Here is a 17,905-nt window from a genome sequence, read left to right as displayed (position 1 = left end):
CGGCATCCCAACGCAGGCGTGAGAACGTCGCCAGGGTAAAGCCCCGTGTCACGATGCGTCCATCTGCGGCGCAAGTGGGCCCGCTGCGTGCTCCGCGTTGGCCGTCCCAGGCTCACCGAGGTACGGACGGTCCGGACGAATCCAGTTCGCGGCAATCGGCCCGAGCGCAAGAAAGAACATCGAGAGCGCAAACACTGGCTGCCACGAATGCGTTACGTCGACCAGCCAGCCGACGAGCGGCGGCGACACGGATGCTGCGATGCCGAGGCCCGTATTCATGATGCTGCTGGACGTCGCCGCGTGATTCGGCGCGAGGTCCATCGCCACGGCCCACAGTGGCGCCGTCACGAGTTCGGAGAGAAATAGCGCGGTGGCTAGCGAGAGGCCGGCGACCGTCGCCGATGGATGCAGGAACATCGGCACGAAGAACACAATCGGCGCGAGAAAGCCGACCGTGATCACGGTCTGCCGCGAACGCCGGATATTGCCTGTGCGCCTGAGCAGCAAATCGCTGAGCGTCCCGCCGAGCGTCGTACCGACCACTCCGCTCAGAAAAATGCCGGAACTGAAGATCGCTGAATGGCGGATGTTCAGATGATAGGCCTGTGCGAAAAATGACGGCATCCAGTTCAGAAAGAACCACAAGATCCACCCGTGGCAAAAACTCACGACCGTCGCGGGCCAAAGCGAGCGTAACAGCGGCTTCCAGCGCATCGGCACGCGCGCTTTGCCGACTTTCGCGGGCAACCGCGCGATTTCCTCCACTGTAATGGCGGGATGGTCGGCGGGATGGTCGCGGTAATACCAGATCCAGAGCGCGACCCACGCGAGACTCGCCACGCCGAGAATCACGAATGCCGCATGCCATGAAAACGCGCCGATGAGGGCGGCGACAAGAATGGGCGTCGAGGCGTTGCCCAGACGCGCGCATGCGTGCGTGATGCCTTGCGCAAAACCGCGTTGATCAGGCTTCATCCATGCGGTAAGGGCGCGCGCGGTGGCTGGCACGATCGGGCTTTCGCCGATGCCGACGACAAAGCGCGCCAGCAGCAGCGTAAAAAAGCCCCCGGCGAAACCCGTGAGCAAGGTGCCGACGCCCCAGAGCACGCCGCAGATGGCGAGCATCTTGCGCGCCCCGAGCCGGTCACCAATAAAGCCGCCTGGGATCATCGCGACTGCGTAAGTCAGCGCGAACGCAGAAAACACGAGCCCCAGCTGGACGTTGCTCAACTGGAGATCGCGCTGGATTGCCAGTGCCGCCGTGGAAATATTGGTGCGGTCCACGTACATCAGGAACGACATGATGCACAGTACGAACAATACGCCGTTCGTGGCGCTCAACCGTCTCGTGGAACGGGTGGATGCCATCGTCTGTCTCCTGTCGACAGGACCTGGCGCCCTGGCGCCTGGCCCTATCCCATGCTACGCCTGCGCGCCCATTCTCGAGGACGCGTCGTTGTGGCTACGCGCTCACGCCGATGTCGTCGCGACGCGGGCGGGCGCGCCGCGAAACCGCCGTTATTCGAGCACTTCGCCGTGAACGCCGGCCGCGAGCGTGTCCTTCTCCCAGCGCTTCATCGGCACGACCTCGGCGACGGGGCCATTCGGCGAGCGAAACTTGACTGGCAAATGGCCGGGCTCAGTAAGAATCTGGCCGCCGTTGGCCTTGATCTGCTCGATAAATGCCTCGAGATCTTCCACTTCCATGCCGATGTGATGAATGCACGGCGCCGCGCCCGCGAAATCCGCTTCGTCCGAATTCGATGACTCGTAGTGGATCAGGGTCAAATCCATGTAGCCGTCGCTCAGATGATGGGAGATGTGGTCGCCATTTGCGCCCTTGCGGCGCACCGTATTGACGTGCTTATAGCCAAACACGTTCTCGTAAAACGCACGCTCTTTCTCGACGTCCTCGACCTTGAACGCGATGTGCTTGATGAAATTCGGCATCGATATCTCCTGTGGGTGGCGCGCGGAGCAGGTCCCGCGATGAAGGCAGTCTAGAACTATGGCGCGCCAACGTCAATCGAATCATTCGAATGATTCGATTGACGTTGATTGAACCTGGATACAGCGTTCAGAACTTGGTCCGGGAACAAGTAAATTCGCGTTTGCGTGCCGCCGTTCGCTGGCTAGGTAGCATCGATAATGGGGTTTATCGCGGTCAGCTGTACCAAAATTTGGCCTCGGTTTCTACGTGTCCTGGCTATCTATAGACGTTATGTTTTGACCTCTGGCCTCTTGGTTGGCTCGTGAGAACTACGGAGCCGGCCATGCAACCAGACGAACTAGTGACACTGACGAAGCGTGAGCGTCGCCACCCCCAGGGAATTCAGGCCTCGAAGCAAATCCCCTTCGAGGCCGCAATCGATTCAACGAAACGAGAGAGATACACCGACTTCTCGACCGCCGCTAGCGGCACCTTCGAGCACAGAAGTGCCTTGATGCCCTGCTGGACGACCTGGCCGTCCTGATTCACGACCTGCACATCGAAGAGCGCGATGGCCTGCGTGGGTTTGGACTTGCTGTCGCGCAATTCATTGATCGTGTAGTTGACGAACATCGTGTCGCCGACGAACAGCGGCGCCACGAACTTCCACTCGTTGATGCCGAGAAAGGCAATGGCGGTCTCGCGTAGCTCGCCCGTACGCGCCCACATCAGTCCATGCGCATAGGCGAGCCCCAGCATTCCGTGTGCGACACGCCGCCCAAACTGACTGTTCTTCGCATACACGTCGCTGGTATGCAATTCGGAAAAATCGCCGGTCAGCCCTGCGAAGCCGACAAGGTCGGCATCGGTGATGGTTCGACCGGGACTGCGAAACTGCATGCCCACGTAGAGATCGGGGTAGCTATACCCAGTGCGTCTTGCATCGCTCATGATTCGAGTTGACGGCCGCCTGGTTGACGCTGGTATGGTCGGCGACCATGCGTTCGGCGAACGCCTTGACGTCTTTCGACTGCGTTTTCGACCCGGCGAGTCTGCCGGCATCGATATCGGCCTGGTTCGCCGCGACGACGATAGCGGCAATCTGGGGATCGGTCGGGCCAGAACCCTGCGCCAAACCGGTAGCGCTTGCGAGCGCAAGCGCGGCGAGCAACGGCCAGCGGAAGCTTTTCATCTGAGTCTCCTCGACGGGCGGACGGCTCGTCCGGCGCACTGAGCGTTCGACGACCATCCTGCACTCGAGGAAATAGATGTTGCGAGCCGCAAGGCTGTTCCCGAATCCGGCACGATCGAGCTATGCGGTTCGACCGGCTGAAATAGAGCGCAGCGCGAATCGCTTATTGGGTTCCGTATTCGGGGACAGGCTCGTCGGTGCGATCGCCCTCAACTTCGCCCCCCCTTCGAAACCCTTGTGGCCTTCGCGTGGCGCTTCGCAAACGAATGGACGCGCCAGGAACCCGATCAATGGGGTAGCACGCGCATGAGAAATTCCTTCGCTCGCTCCGATTGCGGATCCTCGAAAAAGGCGTCCTTGTGAGCGTCCTCGACGATAATTCCCTTGTCCATGAACAGGACACGGTGCGCCACCTTCTTCGCGAAACCCATTTCGTGCGTGACGCACATCATCGTCATGCCTTCCCGTGCAAGTTCGATCATCACGTCGAGCACCTCGTTGATCATCTCGGGGTCCAGCGCGGACGTCGGCTCGTCAAACAGCATCGCAATCGGATCCATCGACAGTGCCCGAGCAATCGCAACACGTTGTTGCTGGCCGCCGGACAACTGCCCGGGATACTTGTCGGCGTGTGCCCGAAGCCCAACCCGGTCAAGGAGCGCCAGGCCCTTCGCGGTCGCGGTCTCGCGATCCCGGCCGAGAACCTTGATCTGCGCAAGCGTCAGGTTTTGCGTGATAGACAGGTGTGGAAACAGCTCGAAATGCTGGAACACCATGCCGACCTTCGCGCGCAGTTTCGACAGGTTTGCACGCTTGTCCCCAACCGACTGACCGCCAACGACGATCTCCCCTTGCTGGAACGGCTCGAGGCCGTTCACCGTCTTGATCAGCGTCGACTTGCCGGAGCCAGACGGACCGCATACGACAACCACTTCGCCCTTGTTGACTTCGGTCGTGCAGCCAGTCAGAACCTGAAACGATCCGTACCACTTCGACACATCTTTCAGTGCAATCATCAAAATATCCTCGTGATCCGCGGGCAGCCTGGTTTCCTCAGCGCACATGCGCCTGCGCAAGCCGTGCTTCTACGTGACGCTGGCCCCACGACATAGCGGTACTGAGCAGCCAGTAAATCGCCGCCGCTGCCAGATAGAGTGGTAACGGCTGAAACGTGGACGCAATGACTTCCTGTGCCGCGCGCAGCATCTCAGTCACGGTGATCACTGAAACCAGCGACGTGTCCTTGATCAGGCTGATCAATGTATTGCCAAGACTTGGCACAGCGATCCTCAAGGCCTGAGGGCAAATGACGTACCGCAGTGTCTGCAGGTGACTCAGGCCAAGGCTGTGTGCCGCACTCCACTGACCTCGACCGATACCGAGAATCGCACCGCGCATACTTTCGGAAAGATAGGCGCCAGCGTTGGCCGTCAACGCAAGAATGCCTGCGCTCGTCGGATCCAGAGAGATGCCTAGACCGGGCAACCCGTAGTACACGAGGAAAATCTGTACGAGTAGCGGCGTGCCGCGCATGAGGCTGACGTATCCACGGGCGACGCCGGCGACCAGCGGCTGCCCACTGATTCCCATGATAGCGACGACGACACCGACGCACAGGCCAAGGACAGCGGCGGCCAGAGCGAACTTCAAGGTGACCATCGCGCCCATCAAGAGAACGGGCAGAGCGTGAATGACAAGATCAATTGGTGTCATGCGATAAATAGCCTAACGTGCGCGCCACTCCGGCAGGAAGCGGAGCGGCGCAGCAAATTGAAGGGGCGCTTACTGCGAGACGGGTTGCGTTACATCAGTGCCAAACCAGTGCATGGAGATCTTCTTCAGCGTGCCGTCCTCCTTCATCGCGCTGAGTGCACCGTTGATTGCCTTTTCGAATTCCGGATTTCCCTTGCGGAACGGAATGCCCATTTCCTGGTCGGCTCCCTTGAGCACTGCGCCAGCACGCAGCGGCAGATGCGACGTCTTGATGATGTACGGCAGCATCAACCGGTCATCGAGCGTCGCATCGATTCGATTCGACGCGAGATCACTCAGCTTTTCCGCCGCACCCGGGTACGTCTGCGCATTAATACCTGTCACGGCCCTCGCCATCTGGTCATAGTTCGTGCCAAGGGTCACTCCCAGCTTCTTGTCCCCCTTGAATTCATCAAGGGACGTGAAGTCGCGTTTGTCATTGGCCCGCTGGATCAACTGGGCGGCGGAGAACGTATAGGGCTGGCTGAAATCGAGCGCCTGCTTACGCTGCGGGGTGATGGTGACCTGATTGACGATCACGTCAAACTTTCCAGCTTGCAGGCCCGCGAGGATGCCGCTCCACTCGGTGGGTATGAATTGCACCTTGACACCTAGTCTGTTTGCGAGCGCCTTTGCGACATCCACATCGAAGCCTTCGAGTTCGCCGGTCGCGTTGCGGTAATCGAACGGCGGATAGGTACCCTCCAGGCCAACGCGCAGCATGCCGTTCGATTTGACTGTTTCGAGCAGGTTCTGGGCGTGGGCGCTTGCGCCTACGAAGCTGAACGCAGTCGCGACGACCGCACCGCGCAAAAGCTGATTGATAAGGCGTTTGAAGTTCATAGTCTCCTCCTGAGTGTTGGTTACTCGTTCTACCTGGTATGCCGAACGCGGAATACCCTCTCCAGCTCATTGACAGAACCACATTTCGGCTTGAATGCAACGACAGGCCGAGAAGCCAGGCATTGACACGACAGGTGTACGGGTACTCGCGGTGCGCTCGATGCTGCCACTGAGCCGCTGAAACGTTAGAGGATTTGTCAACCATATTCAAACTCAGGTTAAACCCTCATTCGGTGGCGCTCTCACACCTGCGCAGCGAACGAATTGCGTAGCGCTCCTGGCATCAACTCGTGTCTTCGCGCTGGCCTTGTGTGGAAGCAATCCTAAGGGGGCCGAGAGAGAATTTTTTTTTAAATACCGTCCTGTTTATCCCCTAAGAGGAAGAACGAAATTCTCCCTGTCGCAGATGGGGGAATCTGGCAACTGCAACGGGAACGACGAACGGTGAGGCCTGCTCGTGCGCCTGCGTCGTCGTCACATGATGTCTGGACGCGGACTGAAGCAAGGCATCAGTTTCGGTGTCAACCATCACCATTCAATTGGTCCAGCACGCGCGACCCTGATCCAATAGAGAACTATTTCCTTCAATTTAGGGGGAAGATGGTAGGAAGAACAAAAAAATATTCTCCTTTTGCTTTCGTACGATAACGGACTTCGAAGGTTGGATGCGATGCAGCGAAGCGGGAATCGCATCCGCCGACATTGCCTGACGACAAGCGAAGAGGTCTCATCCATGATCACCCTGCTCCGACTTTTTCGCGAGCATCCCAACTCGGTCGACGAGACGTACTTCCAGCACATGAGGATGTCGTTCTCGTTCAGCGTTCCCATGTTTCTCGCATCTCTTGCCCTGTTCGTCCACGCGCTGTTTCCTTTCCTGTTCGTGTGTACGGGCAGCAAGGTGGTGACCGCACTGCATGACCGCATGGTGGCATCAAGGAAAAGACGCGGTTCAACAGACTGAGCGATAACTGTCGCTCCTGCCGCGCATGCGCAATACGGTTGTGACAAGGCACGACTGCGTGCGAGCTTTCGCTGGGTTGCCTCGCGAACTTTAATATTTTGCAGATCCAACGAATAACAGTCGGCCGCCGAAATCGTTCGACAAGGAACAAACATGCATTCTGAAACCGTTTTACTCCATGGTGCCTATGATCCGGAGACGTTCGGCGGTGTGGTGAATCCGCCTGTTTTCCGTGCATCGACTATCGTCTTCCGCGACATGGAAGACATGGAGACGAGAGCCAGAGCCATGTCCAGCCCGGACGGGCAGGAACTATGGTACGGGCGAAAAGGCACACCGACCACGTTCGCACTCCAGGAGATGCTGGCGCAACTCGAAGGCGGATACCGTTCGTTGCTGGTTTCATCGGGCCTTGCTGCCTGTACTAGCGCGATCATGGCATTCGTCAAGTCCGGTGATCACGTACTGATCTGCAACAGCGTGTATGGGCCGACACGGCATTTTGCCGATACTGTCCTGCGACGCTGTGGCGTCACGGTGACCTACTATGACTCGACGGCAGGATCCGACATTGGCGCGCTGTTCAGACCCAATACGACTCTCGTTTTTCTCGAGTCACCGGGCTCCCAGACCTTTGAGGTGCAGGACGTCCCGGCGATCTGCGCTCAGGCTCGTAAGAGAGGCGCAAAGGTTGTGATGGACAACACGTGGGCGACGCCACTGTTCTTCAAACCTTTCGAGCACGGCGTCGACGTATCTGTGCACGCGGCAACGAAATACATAGTGGGCCACTCAGATGCGACGATGGGCGTAATTACCGCCAACCGTGAGGCGTGGGCGACCATACGCGAGTATGTGTATGCCGCGGGACTTCACGCCGGACCCGATGACGCCTACCTCGCCCTGCGGGGTCTACGCACGATGGCAATTCGCCTGGAGCGGCATTTTCGCCATGGCGTGGATATCGCTAACTGGCTGGCCAACCGGCCGGAAGTCGAGCGCGTACTGCACCCCGCGCTGCCAGATGCGCCGGGACACCTGATCTGGGCGCGTGACTACAAGGGCGCTTCGGGGCTGTTCAGTGTAGTGCTAAAGCCGACGTTTTCCCGCGACACATTCCGCTCGTTTATCGACAATCTTCACCTGTTCGGGCTGGGCTTCTCCTGGGGCGGATTCGAGAGCCTCGTGATGCCGTTCGATCCCCGCCATGAGCGACCAGACGGCAACTGGCCGTACGATGGATTTGCGTTCCGCCTGCATATCGGCCTCGAAGCAAAGGAGGATCTGATCGCCGACCTGGAGAATGCGCTGCGCTTTCTGCACGCGCAGTAAGTCGGCGAACACAACACACTACTCACCCTCTCGATGGAATCCTCGCCTCGATATCGCTTCGAGATAAATAACATTCGGGGGCAAGCCGACGCATAACCGTCGTCAGCATGTTGCCCCCTCATTCATTTGCCTGATTCGACTGCCATGTCTCTCGACCCACTCCAGCTCGCTGCGCTCGCCGAACGCCACCGCACCCCGCTTTGGGTGTACGACGCCGAGACGATTCGTGACCGCATCTCTCGCCTGCGGCAATTCGACGTGATCCGTTATGCGCAGAAGGCATGCTCGAACATTCACATCCTGAAACTCATGCGTGACGAGGGAGTACTCGTCGACGCAGTATCACTGGGTGAGATAGAGCGTAGTCTCGCTGCAGGATTCCGGCCGGACGGTGACCCCGAAGGCGTTGTTTTCACAGCTGATCTGATCGACATGCCAACGCTTGAGAAAGTGCTGGCTTGCGGTATTACGGTCAACGCAGGCTCTCTCGACATGCTCGCGCGCATCGGCCAGCATTCGGCTGGCCACCGCGTCTGGCTGCGCATCAACCCAGGCTTCGGGCACGGGCACAGTCGCAAGACCAACACCGGCGGGCCGCGGAGCAAGCATGGGATCTGGTTTGAAGACGTCACGCGCGCTATCGCAATGGTGCGTCAGTATCAGCTAGAGCTGGTCGGCATTCATATGCACATCGGCTCGGGCGTAGACTATGAACATCTTTCGGAAGTGTGCGATGCAATGGTCAACATCGTCGAAGCGCTCGATCACGACATCGAGGCGATTTCGGCAGGTGGTGGTCTTTCGGTACCGTACCGCGAGAGTGAGCCAGGCGTTGATGTTGATCACTATTTCCGCCGGTGGGATGCCGCGCGCAAGCGGATCGAGCGGCATCTTGCACACACAGTGCGAATCGAGATCGAGCCGGGTCGTTTTCTGGTCGCCGAGGCTGGCACGCTCGTGACGCAGGTACAATCGATCAATCATCGGCCCGATCACGACTTTGTTCTGATTGACGCAGGTTTCAACGACCTTATGCGGCCGGCAATGTATGGCAGTCATCACGCCGTGACCGTTTGCGCTTTGGACAGCACCTTTGCCGAAAGCCGACAACTCGCGAGCGTCGCGATTGCGGGCCCGCTCTGCGAATCGGGTGACGTGTTCACGCAGGACAGTACTGGAGTCGTTACGCACCGGCAGTTGCCGCGCCCCCAGATCGGCGACCTTCTGTTCTTCGGTAACACCGGCGCGTATGGTGCGTCGATGTCGTCTAACTACAACAGCAGGCCACTCGCGGCCGAAGTGCTCGTGGACCGGAGCGTGCCTCGGCTCATCCGACGTCGCCAGACTATTGACGAGTTGCTTGCTCTCGAATTGCAGGTGTAACACTACGCTAACGCGATGCAGCCCTGGCGTTACATCGCTCGCTGTGGGTTTGCTGTGATTCGTGTGCAAACGCCACGGCCTCCTCGAACAATTGGTCAAGCGCCTCGAAGGCCGGGCTTGTCACCGTGAAGGCAAGCCAATGCGGTGATGCCATTTGTCCGAACGGCTGGAGCGATCGGCAACCGGGCGTCTGCAGTAATGCAGCGACCGAGAGTTCGGGGAGCTTGAGGGCGATCAGATTTCCAAAAGCGCAGGCCGTTATGCCCCCATGCAGACTGAACGCAGTGCAGCCCGCCATTCTGAGTTCGCTGATACCGTTATATTTTCCCGCTTCAGCCCTCAGCGCGACCAGCAACCGGAGGTCTTCCTGTTCGTTGGATTCCTTCATGGCACGCCCCTTTTCGTCCACTTGCTAACCGCTTCCGAGACTCGAGCACTGCGTCTTCGCGAAGTGCTTCAGCTATACGAACCATCGGGCAGCGTTATTCCAGCCATGTGTTGGCGTGACCACATTCGGCCTAACGGAACGCGGCGCAAGCAGGTTGATGAGCCTGACAAAAGTGCGCTCATGGTCGTCCGGCAATCTGAGCTGCCAGCGCGACGCGCGGCCACGACATCCTTCCTTAAGACGGCGAACAAGCCGTCGCAGTGCTTTGGCTTCTCATTGGATGAGGTGGAAGCGTTGCTGTCTCTGCACCACGGTCAGACGTCAGGACAGCGCGCAGGGTTTGCAGTGGCCGCTCGATGCAGCATTGATGAAGCGCGGTCTCTTCAGACGTTTGTCGTATTAGGGTCGCTACACGTCGGGCAAGCAGTCTGGGCGTTCGGCGACCGGTGCTGGCGAGCGACGGCGTGGCGCTGAAGTGAAGTGGCAGCTCGAAGCTTCCCGCCTTACGGCGACTTCCGGTCTCGGCCAGGATGGGACATTCGATCTAGGAGGCAAGTTCGTTAACAATTTGATGTGCCCCTTTGTCTGTCCCTGCTATTCTTGCTGCCGGGAATGTGAGAAAGCGATCACCCGATTCAAATGCATACGAGGAAAAATAATGCTCCATCGACGACTTGTTGCAATGGCGAGCGCGGTGGTCTGTTTCGTCGGATACACGCTTGTCGCACATGCACAGCCCGACCTCGTGCAGTTCCGGGAGCATACAGAACTCGCCCAGAACCGATACTTAGATCGACCGGAGATCAACCCGTCTCCGAAAAGAATCCTGGTTATCCAAGTACACAAGGATCCACGTATGGAGCTTTGGCTCGACTCGGACTATGGCACGACGAAAGATGAATGTATGAACCAGACGTTATTTGCAAGCCTCGTGGGCGCTCCTGATGTCCCGCAAGTTGTGTACGATTCGGTTCGGCTGCAGGCGGGCCAAAGCGACTTTACCGTACGCTTCTTTCTTGATCGCTATTTGCCCGGTCGGTGCAACTGGCAACCGATGGGAATTGGTCACGCCGAGTTTCTGCCAGAAATCACTGATCATCCGAACGTCCATAGTGGAATCGTCGGAATAGCCCATAGAGAGTTAACCCCATGGGGACCTGCAGGTCTGAGCGAAACGGACGGTGCCTGGGTTTGCCATCGCGGGGAGAATTCTGGAACTCACGCGGAGGAGCTCTTTTGCATGGCAAGACCCGGTCAGGCTGAAAAACAGACTATGTCAATCGACGGCGGCCTTGTGAAAATCGAGTTTGCATTGACCCCGGATTGAAATCAGGTTTTCGACGCTCGGCCCTACGCCGGACATCGGTCACAACCGGCTCAGCGAGCGTCGGCTTTCAAGACATGCGAGTGGCTGATTCGGGTCGAACTAGGACGGACAACCAAACTACGGTTTCAAGTGATATTTTCCTGGCGGAACAAGAACCCTGTCGAACTGCCTCGCCTGTCTGCTTGTCACTCATGTGAGCCGTGTTGCACGTACACGGCATCCGTCCTTATCTGCTTCATTCCAGCAAGATAATCAGGGTTCCTTTAGATATGCAGCGCAGCGCACATGGAGCCGTTGTACGATACCCGATCGACAAACATGAGTACTCGGAGTCCTAACGTCTGGGTCCTTTCATCCACTCCGTCTCCATCGCCGCGTTTTGCTCCTCATTCGCCTCGATGGGGTCTATCTCCTCATCGACCAATCCCGTCGCACGTTCAGCGGCTCCTTTCATTTCAGCCTCAGCCGGATCAACATCACCGTTGTCGTCAATTGGGGGCTGCAGCATATCTCTGAGCATCGCGCGCAGTTCCGCCGTATCCCAGGGCAACCCGTGCTGCGTTCGGACCTTGATATAGTGCCGTACTTCCGCGTCCTGCTCTGGTGTAAGCGGTAGTCCTCGGAAAGTGCTTTGGGGGTCAGAATTGATCATCTCCGCCTCCTGTATCCATCGCAAGTTGCAGTGTATCCCCTCGCGAGCTCGGCAGTCATGATGCGTAGCGGAAGTTGTCCGGCACATCAACATCCGTAGAGCACATTAAGTCTGTCTCCTTGAACACCGCATTTGCGCCAGGTCTCCGTGGATTCGACGAACAGGATCGATTGCAGGTCTACATTCGGCCTCGTTGCAGCTATCTTCGTACGCCTTCAGGATGTGGGGCGTTTATTTCGAGGCTCGGTGCTAACTGCACGCGCTCTGCGATTGAACGGCGTGATGAAAGTCTTTGGCAACGGATCCATCGCTTCACGCGGGGGCTTGTCGGCCTTCTTCCCGGCCTTCTACGCGTTCTGGTTGTGGATGTCAGCGTGCTCCAGACTATCGGTCAGCGATCCCTGCTAGTGCACGTTCTCATCCAGCACAAGCAGATTGTCGTGCGAAAAGCCAAGCGCAACTGGCTGCCCGCGTTCGGGCAGGATCCGGTTCGGATCGTTGAAGACATCGAGGGTGACGATTGCGCTGCTGACCCGCGCGCGAATACGCACCACGGAGCCGAGGAAGCTGATCTCTTCAACCCTCGCCGCCAGCGAGTTGCGGTCGGTCGATGGCGGCTCCAGCAGAATTGCCTCGGGACGCAACGCCAGCACACGCTCCTTGCCGGCATCGTCTGATGGGAGCGGCCGCGATGTCACGAGTTCCTGACCGTCAACGGCAATGCGTCCCGTTGCAGGATCGATCACACGCCCGGCCAGGATATTGAGCGTTCCCACGAACGTCGCGACAAAGCGCGTGCGCGGAAAATTGTATATATCGAGCGGTGCCCCCACTTGCTCGACACGCCCGTCGTTCATTACGACGATGCGGTCCGACATTGACAACGCTTCTTCCTGATCGTGCGTGACGAAGATCGACGTGATGCCAAGTTCACGCTGCAGTGCCCGTATATCTTCGCGCAGTGCGACGCGAATTTTTGCGTCGAGCGCGGAAAGCGGTTCGTCGAGCAGCAGCACTTGAGGCTTGCTCGCGAGCGCACGGGCCAAGGCCACACGCTGTTGCTGCCCACCGGACAATTGCCACGGATAGCGCCCGGCGAGATGCGGCAATTTGATGAGTTCCAGCATCTCTGCAACACGCCCGCTCGTCTCCTTCTCTGAACGCTTTGCGACCTTCAACGCGAAGCCGATGTTCTGCGCCACCGTCATGTTCGGAAACAACGCATAGGACTGGAACACCATGCCGACGGCGCGATCGCGTGTGCGCACACGCGTAACGTCACGTCCGTTCAGACGGATCGCGCCGCGCGTGGGCGTTTCGAATCCGGCGATCATGCGCAGTACGGTCGTCTTACCGCAGCCCGACGGGCCGAGAAAGGTGATGAATTCGCCTTGGGCGATGCTCATGTCGAACTGATGCACCGCAACATTCGCCCCAAACGCCTTGTGGAGATTGTCGATCTCGAGAAATGCCATGGGTCGCGGCCTCACCGGCTCAAGTTTTATGGCCGGCCAGCGCGCGCGCCGAGCCGAACACCTGGATCAAACCCATCGATGCCCACGTGACAATGAAGGCGATGATCGCCAGCGCCGAGGGCTCGTAAGCGCGGTTCGCGCCGATCAGCTGCAAATACGGTCCGAACGCCGGGCGATCGAGCAGGCTCGCGATCGTGAATTCGCCGATCACCACGGCGAACGTCAGGAACGCGCCAGACAGAATTCCCGAGCGTACGTTAGGGAAAATCACGCGGAAAAGGATCGTGGTCCAGCCCGCGCCGAGACACTCGGCAGCCTCGGTCAGCGAGCGTACATCAACGGCGCGCATACCCGCATCGACGGCGCGGTACATAAAAGGCAGCGATAGCGTGACGTAACCGAATACGAGTAGCAGATCGGTTGCGCGTTCGTTACTGGTGAACGGCAAAATCGAACTGCTGCTGTAGATGCGCAGGTAGCCGAAGACGATCACGATGGCCGGTATCACGAGCGGCAGCAAGGTGATGAACTCCACGACCGGCCGAAGCTTCGGCAAGCGCAGTTGCACCCAATACGCCGTCGGCACGACGAGCAGCACGCCGATCACGATGGTGAGCAACCCCATCAATACCGAATAGCCGAACGAAGCCTGAAAATGGGGGTCTCCCATGACAACGCGGTACGCATCGAAGCTGTACGTGCCGCGACGCATCCGCAGACTGAACTCGAAGGTCGCGGCGAGCGGAATCAAAAAATACAGTGTGCCGATGATCACGGTGACCCACGCGCCCGCGCGCGATTGCGATTTCATCAGCGTCCCCTTTCGGCTCGTGCGCGCAACCAGATGTAGCCGCCGTTGGACAGGCCCGTGACTACGATCATGCCGAGCGCGAGGGCGTAACCGAGGTTCTGGTTATGCAGCACGTCGCCGCGAATCTGCGCAAACAGCAGGATCGGAACGATGTTGAGGGAACTGCCAGTCAACGCGTAAGCCGTGGCGACCGCGCCGAACGCGTTGGCAAACAGCACCAGGGCCGCACCCAGAAAGCTAGGCCAGAGGACCGGCAAACCAACGTAGCGCCAGTATTGCGCCGCCGTGCCGCCGAGGCAGTCGCACGCTTCGCGCCACTCGCGTTTCAGGCCATCGAGCGCCGGCGTGATGATGAGCACCATCAACGGAATCTGGAAGTAAAGGTACGTAATGGTCAGCCCGAGGAAGCTCAGAATGCTGAACCCGGTGGAATAGAGATTGAAGCCCAGATATTTCCGTGCGAGCACCGTCACGAGACCCACGCGCCCCAATGTACTGATGAACGCGAAGGCGAGCGGCACTCCCGCGAAGTTGGACGCGACGCCAGAAAAGGTCATGAGCGTTGGGCGGATCCACGCGGGTAACCGACCATGCACCGCGGCCCACGCGAGCAGCGCGCCGAAGATCGCCCCGCCGGTCGCGGAGGCGACGCTCACCTTCACGCTGATCCAGTAGGCATCGAGTACGGCCGGTTCAAACAGCTCGCGAAGATTCGCCAGCGTGAAGTGCCCCTGCGCATCCTGAAACGCGCCGATCATCAGAAGCGCGGTGGGCAATAAAAGAAATAGCAGCGCGAATGCGAAAAACGGCACGACGCCCGCATAAGTCAGCCAGCTTGCACCGCCGCTGTCGCGCACGGGACCGGATTTCGGCGCGGGCCCGGCAGGCGTCAGCAAGTCCGGGCCCGAGGCGTCTGGCTGCGGAGATGCGCTCATCCCGGTGGTCTCGCGTGCCTACTTCACGTTCGCGCCAACGACCTGATCCCAGCCTTTGGTCACGACGTCCTTCGTGGCGTTCTGCTGATCGAGCGTCGGAAAGACCGCGTTGCCGTAGGCCGATGCAGGCGGCAGCTTCGCGAGCAGCGCTGCCGGCACCTTCTTCTGCGCGACGAGTTCGTTGTAGCGCATCGGATGACAATAACCGGCAAGCCAACCGAGCTGTCCTTCGTCAGAGTAGAGGAATTCCATCCACAGTTTCGCGGCATTCGGATGAGGCGCAAAGGCACTGATCGCCTGCACGTAGACGCCCGCCACCACGCCTGTCTTCGGCACAATGACTTGTACCTTCGGGTTGCCTTTGAGCGTGTCCCGATCGGCAAGCGCGTTGTAGTCCCAACGCACGATTATCGGCGTCGTGCCCTGTGCCAGTGATGCGGCCTTGCCGATTACCGGCACGAAGTTGCCGCTCTTGTTCAGATCGGCGAAGAACTTGAGGCCCGTCTGGTCCGCCTTCGTTGCATCGCCTTTGCTTTGCGAAAGGCCGGCGGCATAGACGGCCTGAATGGCCTGATTCGCCGAGCGCGGGTCACCGGCGAGCGAGACCGCATTGCGGTAGTCCGATTTGAGCAGATCGCCCCAATCGGCCGGCGCCTTGTCGATCATGTCCGCGTTGACTTCGAACGCAAGCACGCCATAGTAGTCGCCGTACCAGTAGCCTTCCGCGTCCTTGGAAGCTGCCGGGATCGAGTCCCACGTCGATACCTTGTAAGGCTGCAACAGGCCTTCTTTTTTCGCGGATGGTCCGAACGACAGGCCGACATCGATCACGTCGGGCGCTTGTGGTCCCTTGTTGCCTTTGTTCGCCTTGATCGCTTCGATCTCGTCCCCCGAGCCTGCGTCAGGGTTGAGTTCGTTGACATGGATACCATACTTCTTCTGGAATGCGGCGATCAGCGCGCCGTACCCGCACCAGTCATGCGGCAGGGCGATCGTGGTCAACTGCCCTTCCTGCCTGGCGGCTGCCACAAGCGCGTCCGGTGGCGCAGCCGATGCAGGGTCACTGCCGCCCGCAGCCAGTCCAGCCGTTGCAGAGATCGAAAGGACACGGCACGCCCAGATACGCTTCATCGTCATCGCTGTTCCCGGATGGAAGGTAGTGCGTTGAAGAGATCCGCCGATTGCTGGTGCAGGCTAGATTTAAATCCAGAATTTTGCAAGCTGTCGAAAACGTGTAACTTCGCGTTTTGGCGGATGCGGGCTGCATACCGTCGCGCCGACGGAACCCCGATTGCCAGATCCCACGATTGAGCTGTTCGTACGCGCAGATATGCGCCGCTTGTCGATGCTCGGCCGTGTCTCGAACGAGAGGATCATGGTGGATCCCGGCGTGTCGCGCAAAACGCTGCGCCGCCACCTCCTCGACCTGGAAAAGGGCGGCGCATACATGGCGGCGCCATGCCCGCCGATAATGAGGCGCGGGTACCTACGCACACACCTGCATGCGCGTCCGGGTGAAGACGGTGGTTGCCAGGCCCGCGGTCGGCAGCATTCACGACGGTCAGACAGTATTCGCCGATGCCGGTACCGCAATCGCCATTCTCGTTAGTTTGCGAAGCTCACCAATCTCACGATCGTCACGTACCCGGTCGGCGTCGCGCTCCGATTGTGCAGCACATCACAAACGCCCGAGCGCGCACGGGCCGCGAATCAAGTCATCTTGACTGGCGGCACGCTCAATGATCGCGCGGCCACCGGTGCGACAACTGTGCTGGACATTCAGCCCTTGAACGCTGCGTGCGGTTATGAAGGGACTACGCAGGTGTGTGGTCAACTTCCGATGCCAGCAGGAACGGATCAACGGCCCACATTTCGCCGGTGCTTTGATACGGCTGCAATTGAACGAGCCGCGCTTCGAGCGGCATCAGACGGTAGGTGGATGCTCCGCTCAGGGTAGCCTTAGGCGTGCGACATCGACTCTTGCGTCTCGCGACATTGGAGCTTAAAGCCACGGCGTGAAAGTCGCCCCCCAAGCGGTCATTCGACAATGATGACTGGATCGTCGACAATCGTCCACGGCTCCAGGTTTTTAGTCGCTGGTGGCCCGCAACGATATACCGCCCTCCAAACCGTCCCGATTTCAGAATGCCAATCTCGCTTGTCCTGTTCGACATGGACGATGTCCTCGCGCACTATGACCGATCCGCCCGTGTCAGATGCCTCGCGTCGCTGTCGGGTCGCCCATTCGATGAAGTCACGCAAACGATATGGGGTTCCGGACTGGAAGCGAAAGCCGACGCTGGATTGATTGATGATGATTCATATCTGCGCGAAACCGGCAAGCTGCTCGGGTGCAGGGTGTCGCGTGACGACTGGCTGCTGGCCCGTCGCGAGTCGATGTCACCGAACTTCGAGGTACTCGCGCTGGCTGAGACGGTATCCAGGACGTGCAGGATCGCCGTTCTGACCAATAACCCACGACTCGTGACAGACAACATCGCCTACCTGTGCCTACCTATCGCGGAACTCTTTGGCAGCAACGTGTTCGCGTCGGCATCCTTCAGTGCCGCGAAGCCATCGACCCAAACCTTCCTGAAGTGCATCGACTCGCTGGGTGCGGCTCCTTCGGAATCGCTATTTATTGACGATCTTGAAGCGAATGTGGCGGGCGCCCGTAAGGCAGGCCTGACCGGACATGTCTTTACCGGGCACAAGGTGCTTGCCGAAGAACTCCGCCAATGCGGGCTGTTGAATCGCTGACCACTGGATTCAAAAATCGGGGCCGCGCAGGAGGTTGACACGTCTGAACGGGCTCCAAACTTGCCATTTCGGCCAACTGCGGCCGCTCACCAGGAGGCTTTGATTGACATTCAAACGTCAGCTCAAGTCAGACAGCGGACTTTTTGCAGTTCGTCCGCTGC

Annotated in this window: 17 protein-coding genes and 1 pseudogene; 5 read left to right on the top strand and 13 right to left on the bottom strand. The window is 59.0% G+C overall.

Features of this window, described 5'->3' with window-relative positions; translation table 11 throughout:
- Window positions 1-48: 48 nt before the first annotated feature.
- The 7 genes and pseudogenes from U5A57_RS36300 to U5A57_RS36270 all read right to left on the bottom strand — a co-directional run bounded on the left by U5A57_RS36300 (window position 49) and on the right by U5A57_RS36270 (window position 5,717).
- Window positions 49-1,368: an MFS transporter gene (locus tag U5A57_RS36300; RefSeq protein ID WP_321916625.1), complete on the bottom strand. Its 1,320-nt coding sequence runs from the start codon at window positions 1,366-1,368 to the stop codon at window positions 49-51.
- Window positions 1,369-1,518: 150 nt separating this feature from the next.
- Window positions 1,519-1,950: a VOC family protein gene (locus U5A57_RS36295; RefSeq protein ID WP_321916623.1), complete on the bottom strand. Its 432-nt coding sequence runs from the start codon at window positions 1,948-1,950 to the stop codon at window positions 1,519-1,521.
- Window positions 1,951-2,332: 382 nt separating this feature from the next.
- A complete protein-coding gene (locus U5A57_RS36290; protein WP_321916621.1) occupies window positions 2,333-2,881 on the bottom strand; it encodes a MaoC/PaaZ C-terminal domain-containing protein in 549 nt (182 codons plus the stop codon).
- Window positions 2,877-3,122: pseudogene (locus U5A57_RS36285) on the bottom strand (DUF4142 domain-containing protein); the annotation flags it as partial. The gene U5A57_RS36290 and the pseudogene U5A57_RS36285, both read right to left, overlap by 5 nt.
- Before the next feature lie 287 nt (window positions 3,123-3,409).
- On the bottom strand, window positions 3,410-4,138 hold the full coding sequence (locus U5A57_RS36280; RefSeq protein ID WP_321916620.1) for an amino acid ABC transporter ATP-binding protein: 729 nt from the start codon (window positions 4,136-4,138) through the stop codon (window positions 3,410-3,412).
- Window positions 4,139-4,175: 37 nt separating this feature from the next.
- Window positions 4,176-4,835, bottom strand: coding sequence for an amino acid ABC transporter permease (locus U5A57_RS36275; protein WP_321916618.1), 660 nt, complete (start codon window positions 4,833-4,835; stop codon window positions 4,176-4,178).
- A gap of 69 nt (window positions 4,836-4,904) precedes the next feature.
- The gene (locus U5A57_RS36270) at window positions 4,905-5,717 is read right to left on the bottom strand and encodes a transporter substrate-binding domain-containing protein (RefSeq protein ID WP_321916616.1); all 813 of its coding nucleotides are present in this window, start codon (window positions 5,715-5,717) and stop codon (window positions 4,905-4,907) included.
- 733 nt (window positions 5,718-6,450) lie between these two features.
- Here U5A57_RS36270 and U5A57_RS36265 point away from each other — a divergent pair.
- From U5A57_RS36265 to lysA, 3 genes are all read left to right on the top strand, one after another.
- Window positions 6,451-6,681, top strand: a complete 231-nt coding sequence (locus tag U5A57_RS36265; protein WP_321916615.1) for a DUF6356 family protein — start codon at window positions 6,451-6,453, stop codon at window positions 6,679-6,681.
- Between the two features lie 153 nt (window positions 6,682-6,834).
- Window positions 6,835-8,013, top strand: coding sequence for a cystathionine beta-lyase (metC, locus tag U5A57_RS36260; RefSeq protein WP_321916614.1), 1,179 nt, complete (start codon window positions 6,835-6,837; stop codon window positions 8,011-8,013).
- Between the two features lie 144 nt (window positions 8,014-8,157).
- Entirely contained in the window at window positions 8,158-9,396 is a 1,239-nt protein-coding gene (lysA, locus tag U5A57_RS36255) for a diaminopimelate decarboxylase (protein WP_321916613.1), read from the top strand.
- Between the two features lie 7 nt (window positions 9,397-9,403).
- Here the strand turns inward: lysA and U5A57_RS36250 are convergent, their stop codons facing one another.
- Window positions 9,404-9,784, bottom strand: a complete 381-nt coding sequence (locus U5A57_RS36250; RefSeq protein ID WP_321916611.1) for a hypothetical protein — start codon at window positions 9,782-9,784, stop codon at window positions 9,404-9,406.
- A gap of 856 nt (window positions 9,785-10,640) precedes the next feature.
- Between U5A57_RS36250 and U5A57_RS36245 the strand changes: the two genes are divergently transcribed.
- Window positions 10,641-11,111 (top strand): hypothetical protein, encoded by a 471-nt coding sequence (locus U5A57_RS36245; RefSeq protein WP_321916609.1) that lies wholly within the window; start codon window positions 10,641-10,643, stop codon window positions 11,109-11,111.
- 334 nt (window positions 11,112-11,445) lie between these two features.
- Here the strand turns inward: U5A57_RS36245 and U5A57_RS36240 are convergent, their stop codons facing one another.
- From U5A57_RS36240 to U5A57_RS36220, 5 genes are all read right to left on the bottom strand, one after another.
- Window positions 11,446-11,763 carry a hypothetical protein gene (locus U5A57_RS36240; protein WP_321916607.1) on the bottom strand — a complete coding sequence of 106 codons (318 nt, stop codon included), beginning with the start codon at window positions 11,761-11,763 and terminating at the stop codon, window positions 11,446-11,448.
- Between the two features lie 404 nt (window positions 11,764-12,167).
- Window positions 12,168-13,238, bottom strand: coding sequence for an ABC transporter ATP-binding protein (locus U5A57_RS36235; RefSeq protein ID WP_321916605.1), 1,071 nt, complete (start codon window positions 13,236-13,238; stop codon window positions 12,168-12,170).
- A 19-nt stretch (window positions 13,239-13,257) separates the two neighbouring features.
- The gene (locus tag U5A57_RS36230; RefSeq protein ID WP_321916603.1) at window positions 13,258-14,049 is read right to left on the bottom strand and encodes an ABC transporter permease; all 792 of its coding nucleotides are present in this window, start codon (window positions 14,047-14,049) and stop codon (window positions 13,258-13,260) included.
- On the bottom strand, window positions 14,049-14,984 hold the full coding sequence (locus U5A57_RS36225) for an ABC transporter permease subunit (protein ID WP_321916602.1): 936 nt from the start codon (window positions 14,982-14,984) through the stop codon (window positions 14,049-14,051). The genes U5A57_RS36230 and U5A57_RS36225 overlap by 1 nt, the downstream gene beginning before the upstream one ends.
- An 18-nt stretch (window positions 14,985-15,002) precedes the next feature.
- Entirely contained in the window at window positions 15,003-16,121 is a 1,119-nt protein-coding gene (locus tag U5A57_RS36220) for an ABC transporter substrate-binding protein (RefSeq protein ID WP_321916600.1), read from the bottom strand.
- Between the two features lie 1,008 nt (window positions 16,122-17,129).
- Here U5A57_RS36220 and U5A57_RS36215 point away from each other — a divergent pair.
- Entirely contained in the window at window positions 17,130-17,744 is a 615-nt protein-coding gene (locus U5A57_RS36215; protein ID WP_321916599.1) for an HAD family phosphatase, read from the top strand.
- Window positions 17,745-17,905 lie beyond the last annotated feature (161 nt).

Source organism: Paraburkholderia sp. J11-2 (genome assembly GCF_905220185.1).
In the GTDB taxonomy this organism is placed as follows: domain Bacteria; phylum Pseudomonadota; class Gammaproteobacteria; order Burkholderiales; family Burkholderiaceae; genus Paraburkholderia.
This window is presented reverse-complemented; position numbering and strand designations above follow the sequence as displayed.

Coding starts and splice junctions, on each gene's coding strand:
- U5A57_RS36300 (WP_321916625.1), bottom strand. CDS start 1,368: ATGGCATCCACCCGTTCCACGAGACGGTTGAGCGCCACGAACGGCGTA.
- U5A57_RS36295 (WP_321916623.1), bottom strand. CDS start 1,950: ATGCCGAATTTCATCAAGCACATCGCGTTCAAGGTCGAGGACGTCGAG.
- U5A57_RS36290 (WP_321916621.1), bottom strand. CDS start 2,881: ATGAGCGATGCAAGACGCACTGGGTATAGCTACCCCGATCTCTACGTG.
- U5A57_RS36280 (WP_321916620.1), bottom strand. CDS start 4,138: ATGATTGCACTGAAAGATGTGTCGAAGTGGTACGGATCGTTTCAGGTT.
- U5A57_RS36275 (WP_321916618.1), bottom strand. CDS start 4,835: ATGACACCAATTGATCTTGTCATTCACGCTCTGCCCGTTCTCTTGATG.
- U5A57_RS36270 (WP_321916616.1), bottom strand. CDS start 5,717: ATGAACTTCAAACGCCTTATCAATCAGCTTTTGCGCGGTGCGGTCGTC.
- U5A57_RS36265 (WP_321916615.1), top strand. CDS start 6,451: ATGATCACCCTGCTCCGACTTTTTCGCGAGCATCCCAACTCGGTCGAC.
- metC (WP_321916614.1), top strand. CDS start 6,835: ATGCATTCTGAAACCGTTTTACTCCATGGTGCCTATGATCCGGAGACG.
- lysA (WP_321916613.1), top strand. CDS start 8,158: ATGTCTCTCGACCCACTCCAGCTCGCTGCGCTCGCCGAACGCCACCGC.
- U5A57_RS36250 (WP_321916611.1), bottom strand. CDS start 9,784: ATGAAGGAATCCAACGAACAGGAAGACCTCCGGTTGCTGGTCGCGCTG.
- U5A57_RS36245 (WP_321916609.1), top strand. CDS start 10,641: ATGGAGCTTTGGCTCGACTCGGACTATGGCACGACGAAAGATGAATGT.
- U5A57_RS36240 (WP_321916607.1), bottom strand. CDS start 11,763: ATGATCAATTCTGACCCCCAAAGCACTTTCCGAGGACTACCGCTTACA.
- U5A57_RS36235 (WP_321916605.1), bottom strand. CDS start 13,238: ATGGCATTTCTCGAGATCGACAATCTCCACAAGGCGTTTGGGGCGAAT.
- U5A57_RS36230 (WP_321916603.1), bottom strand. CDS start 14,049: ATGAAATCGCAATCGCGCGCGGGCGCGTGGGTCACCGTGATCATCGGC.
- U5A57_RS36225 (WP_321916602.1), bottom strand. CDS start 14,984: ATGAGCGCATCTCCGCAGCCAGACGCCTCGGGCCCGGACTTGCTGACG.
- U5A57_RS36220 (WP_321916600.1), bottom strand. CDS start 16,121: ATGACGATGAAGCGTATCTGGGCGTGCCGTGTCCTTTCGATCTCTGCA.
- U5A57_RS36215 (WP_321916599.1), top strand. CDS start 17,130: ATGCCAATCTCGCTTGTCCTGTTCGACATGGACGATGTCCTCGCGCAC.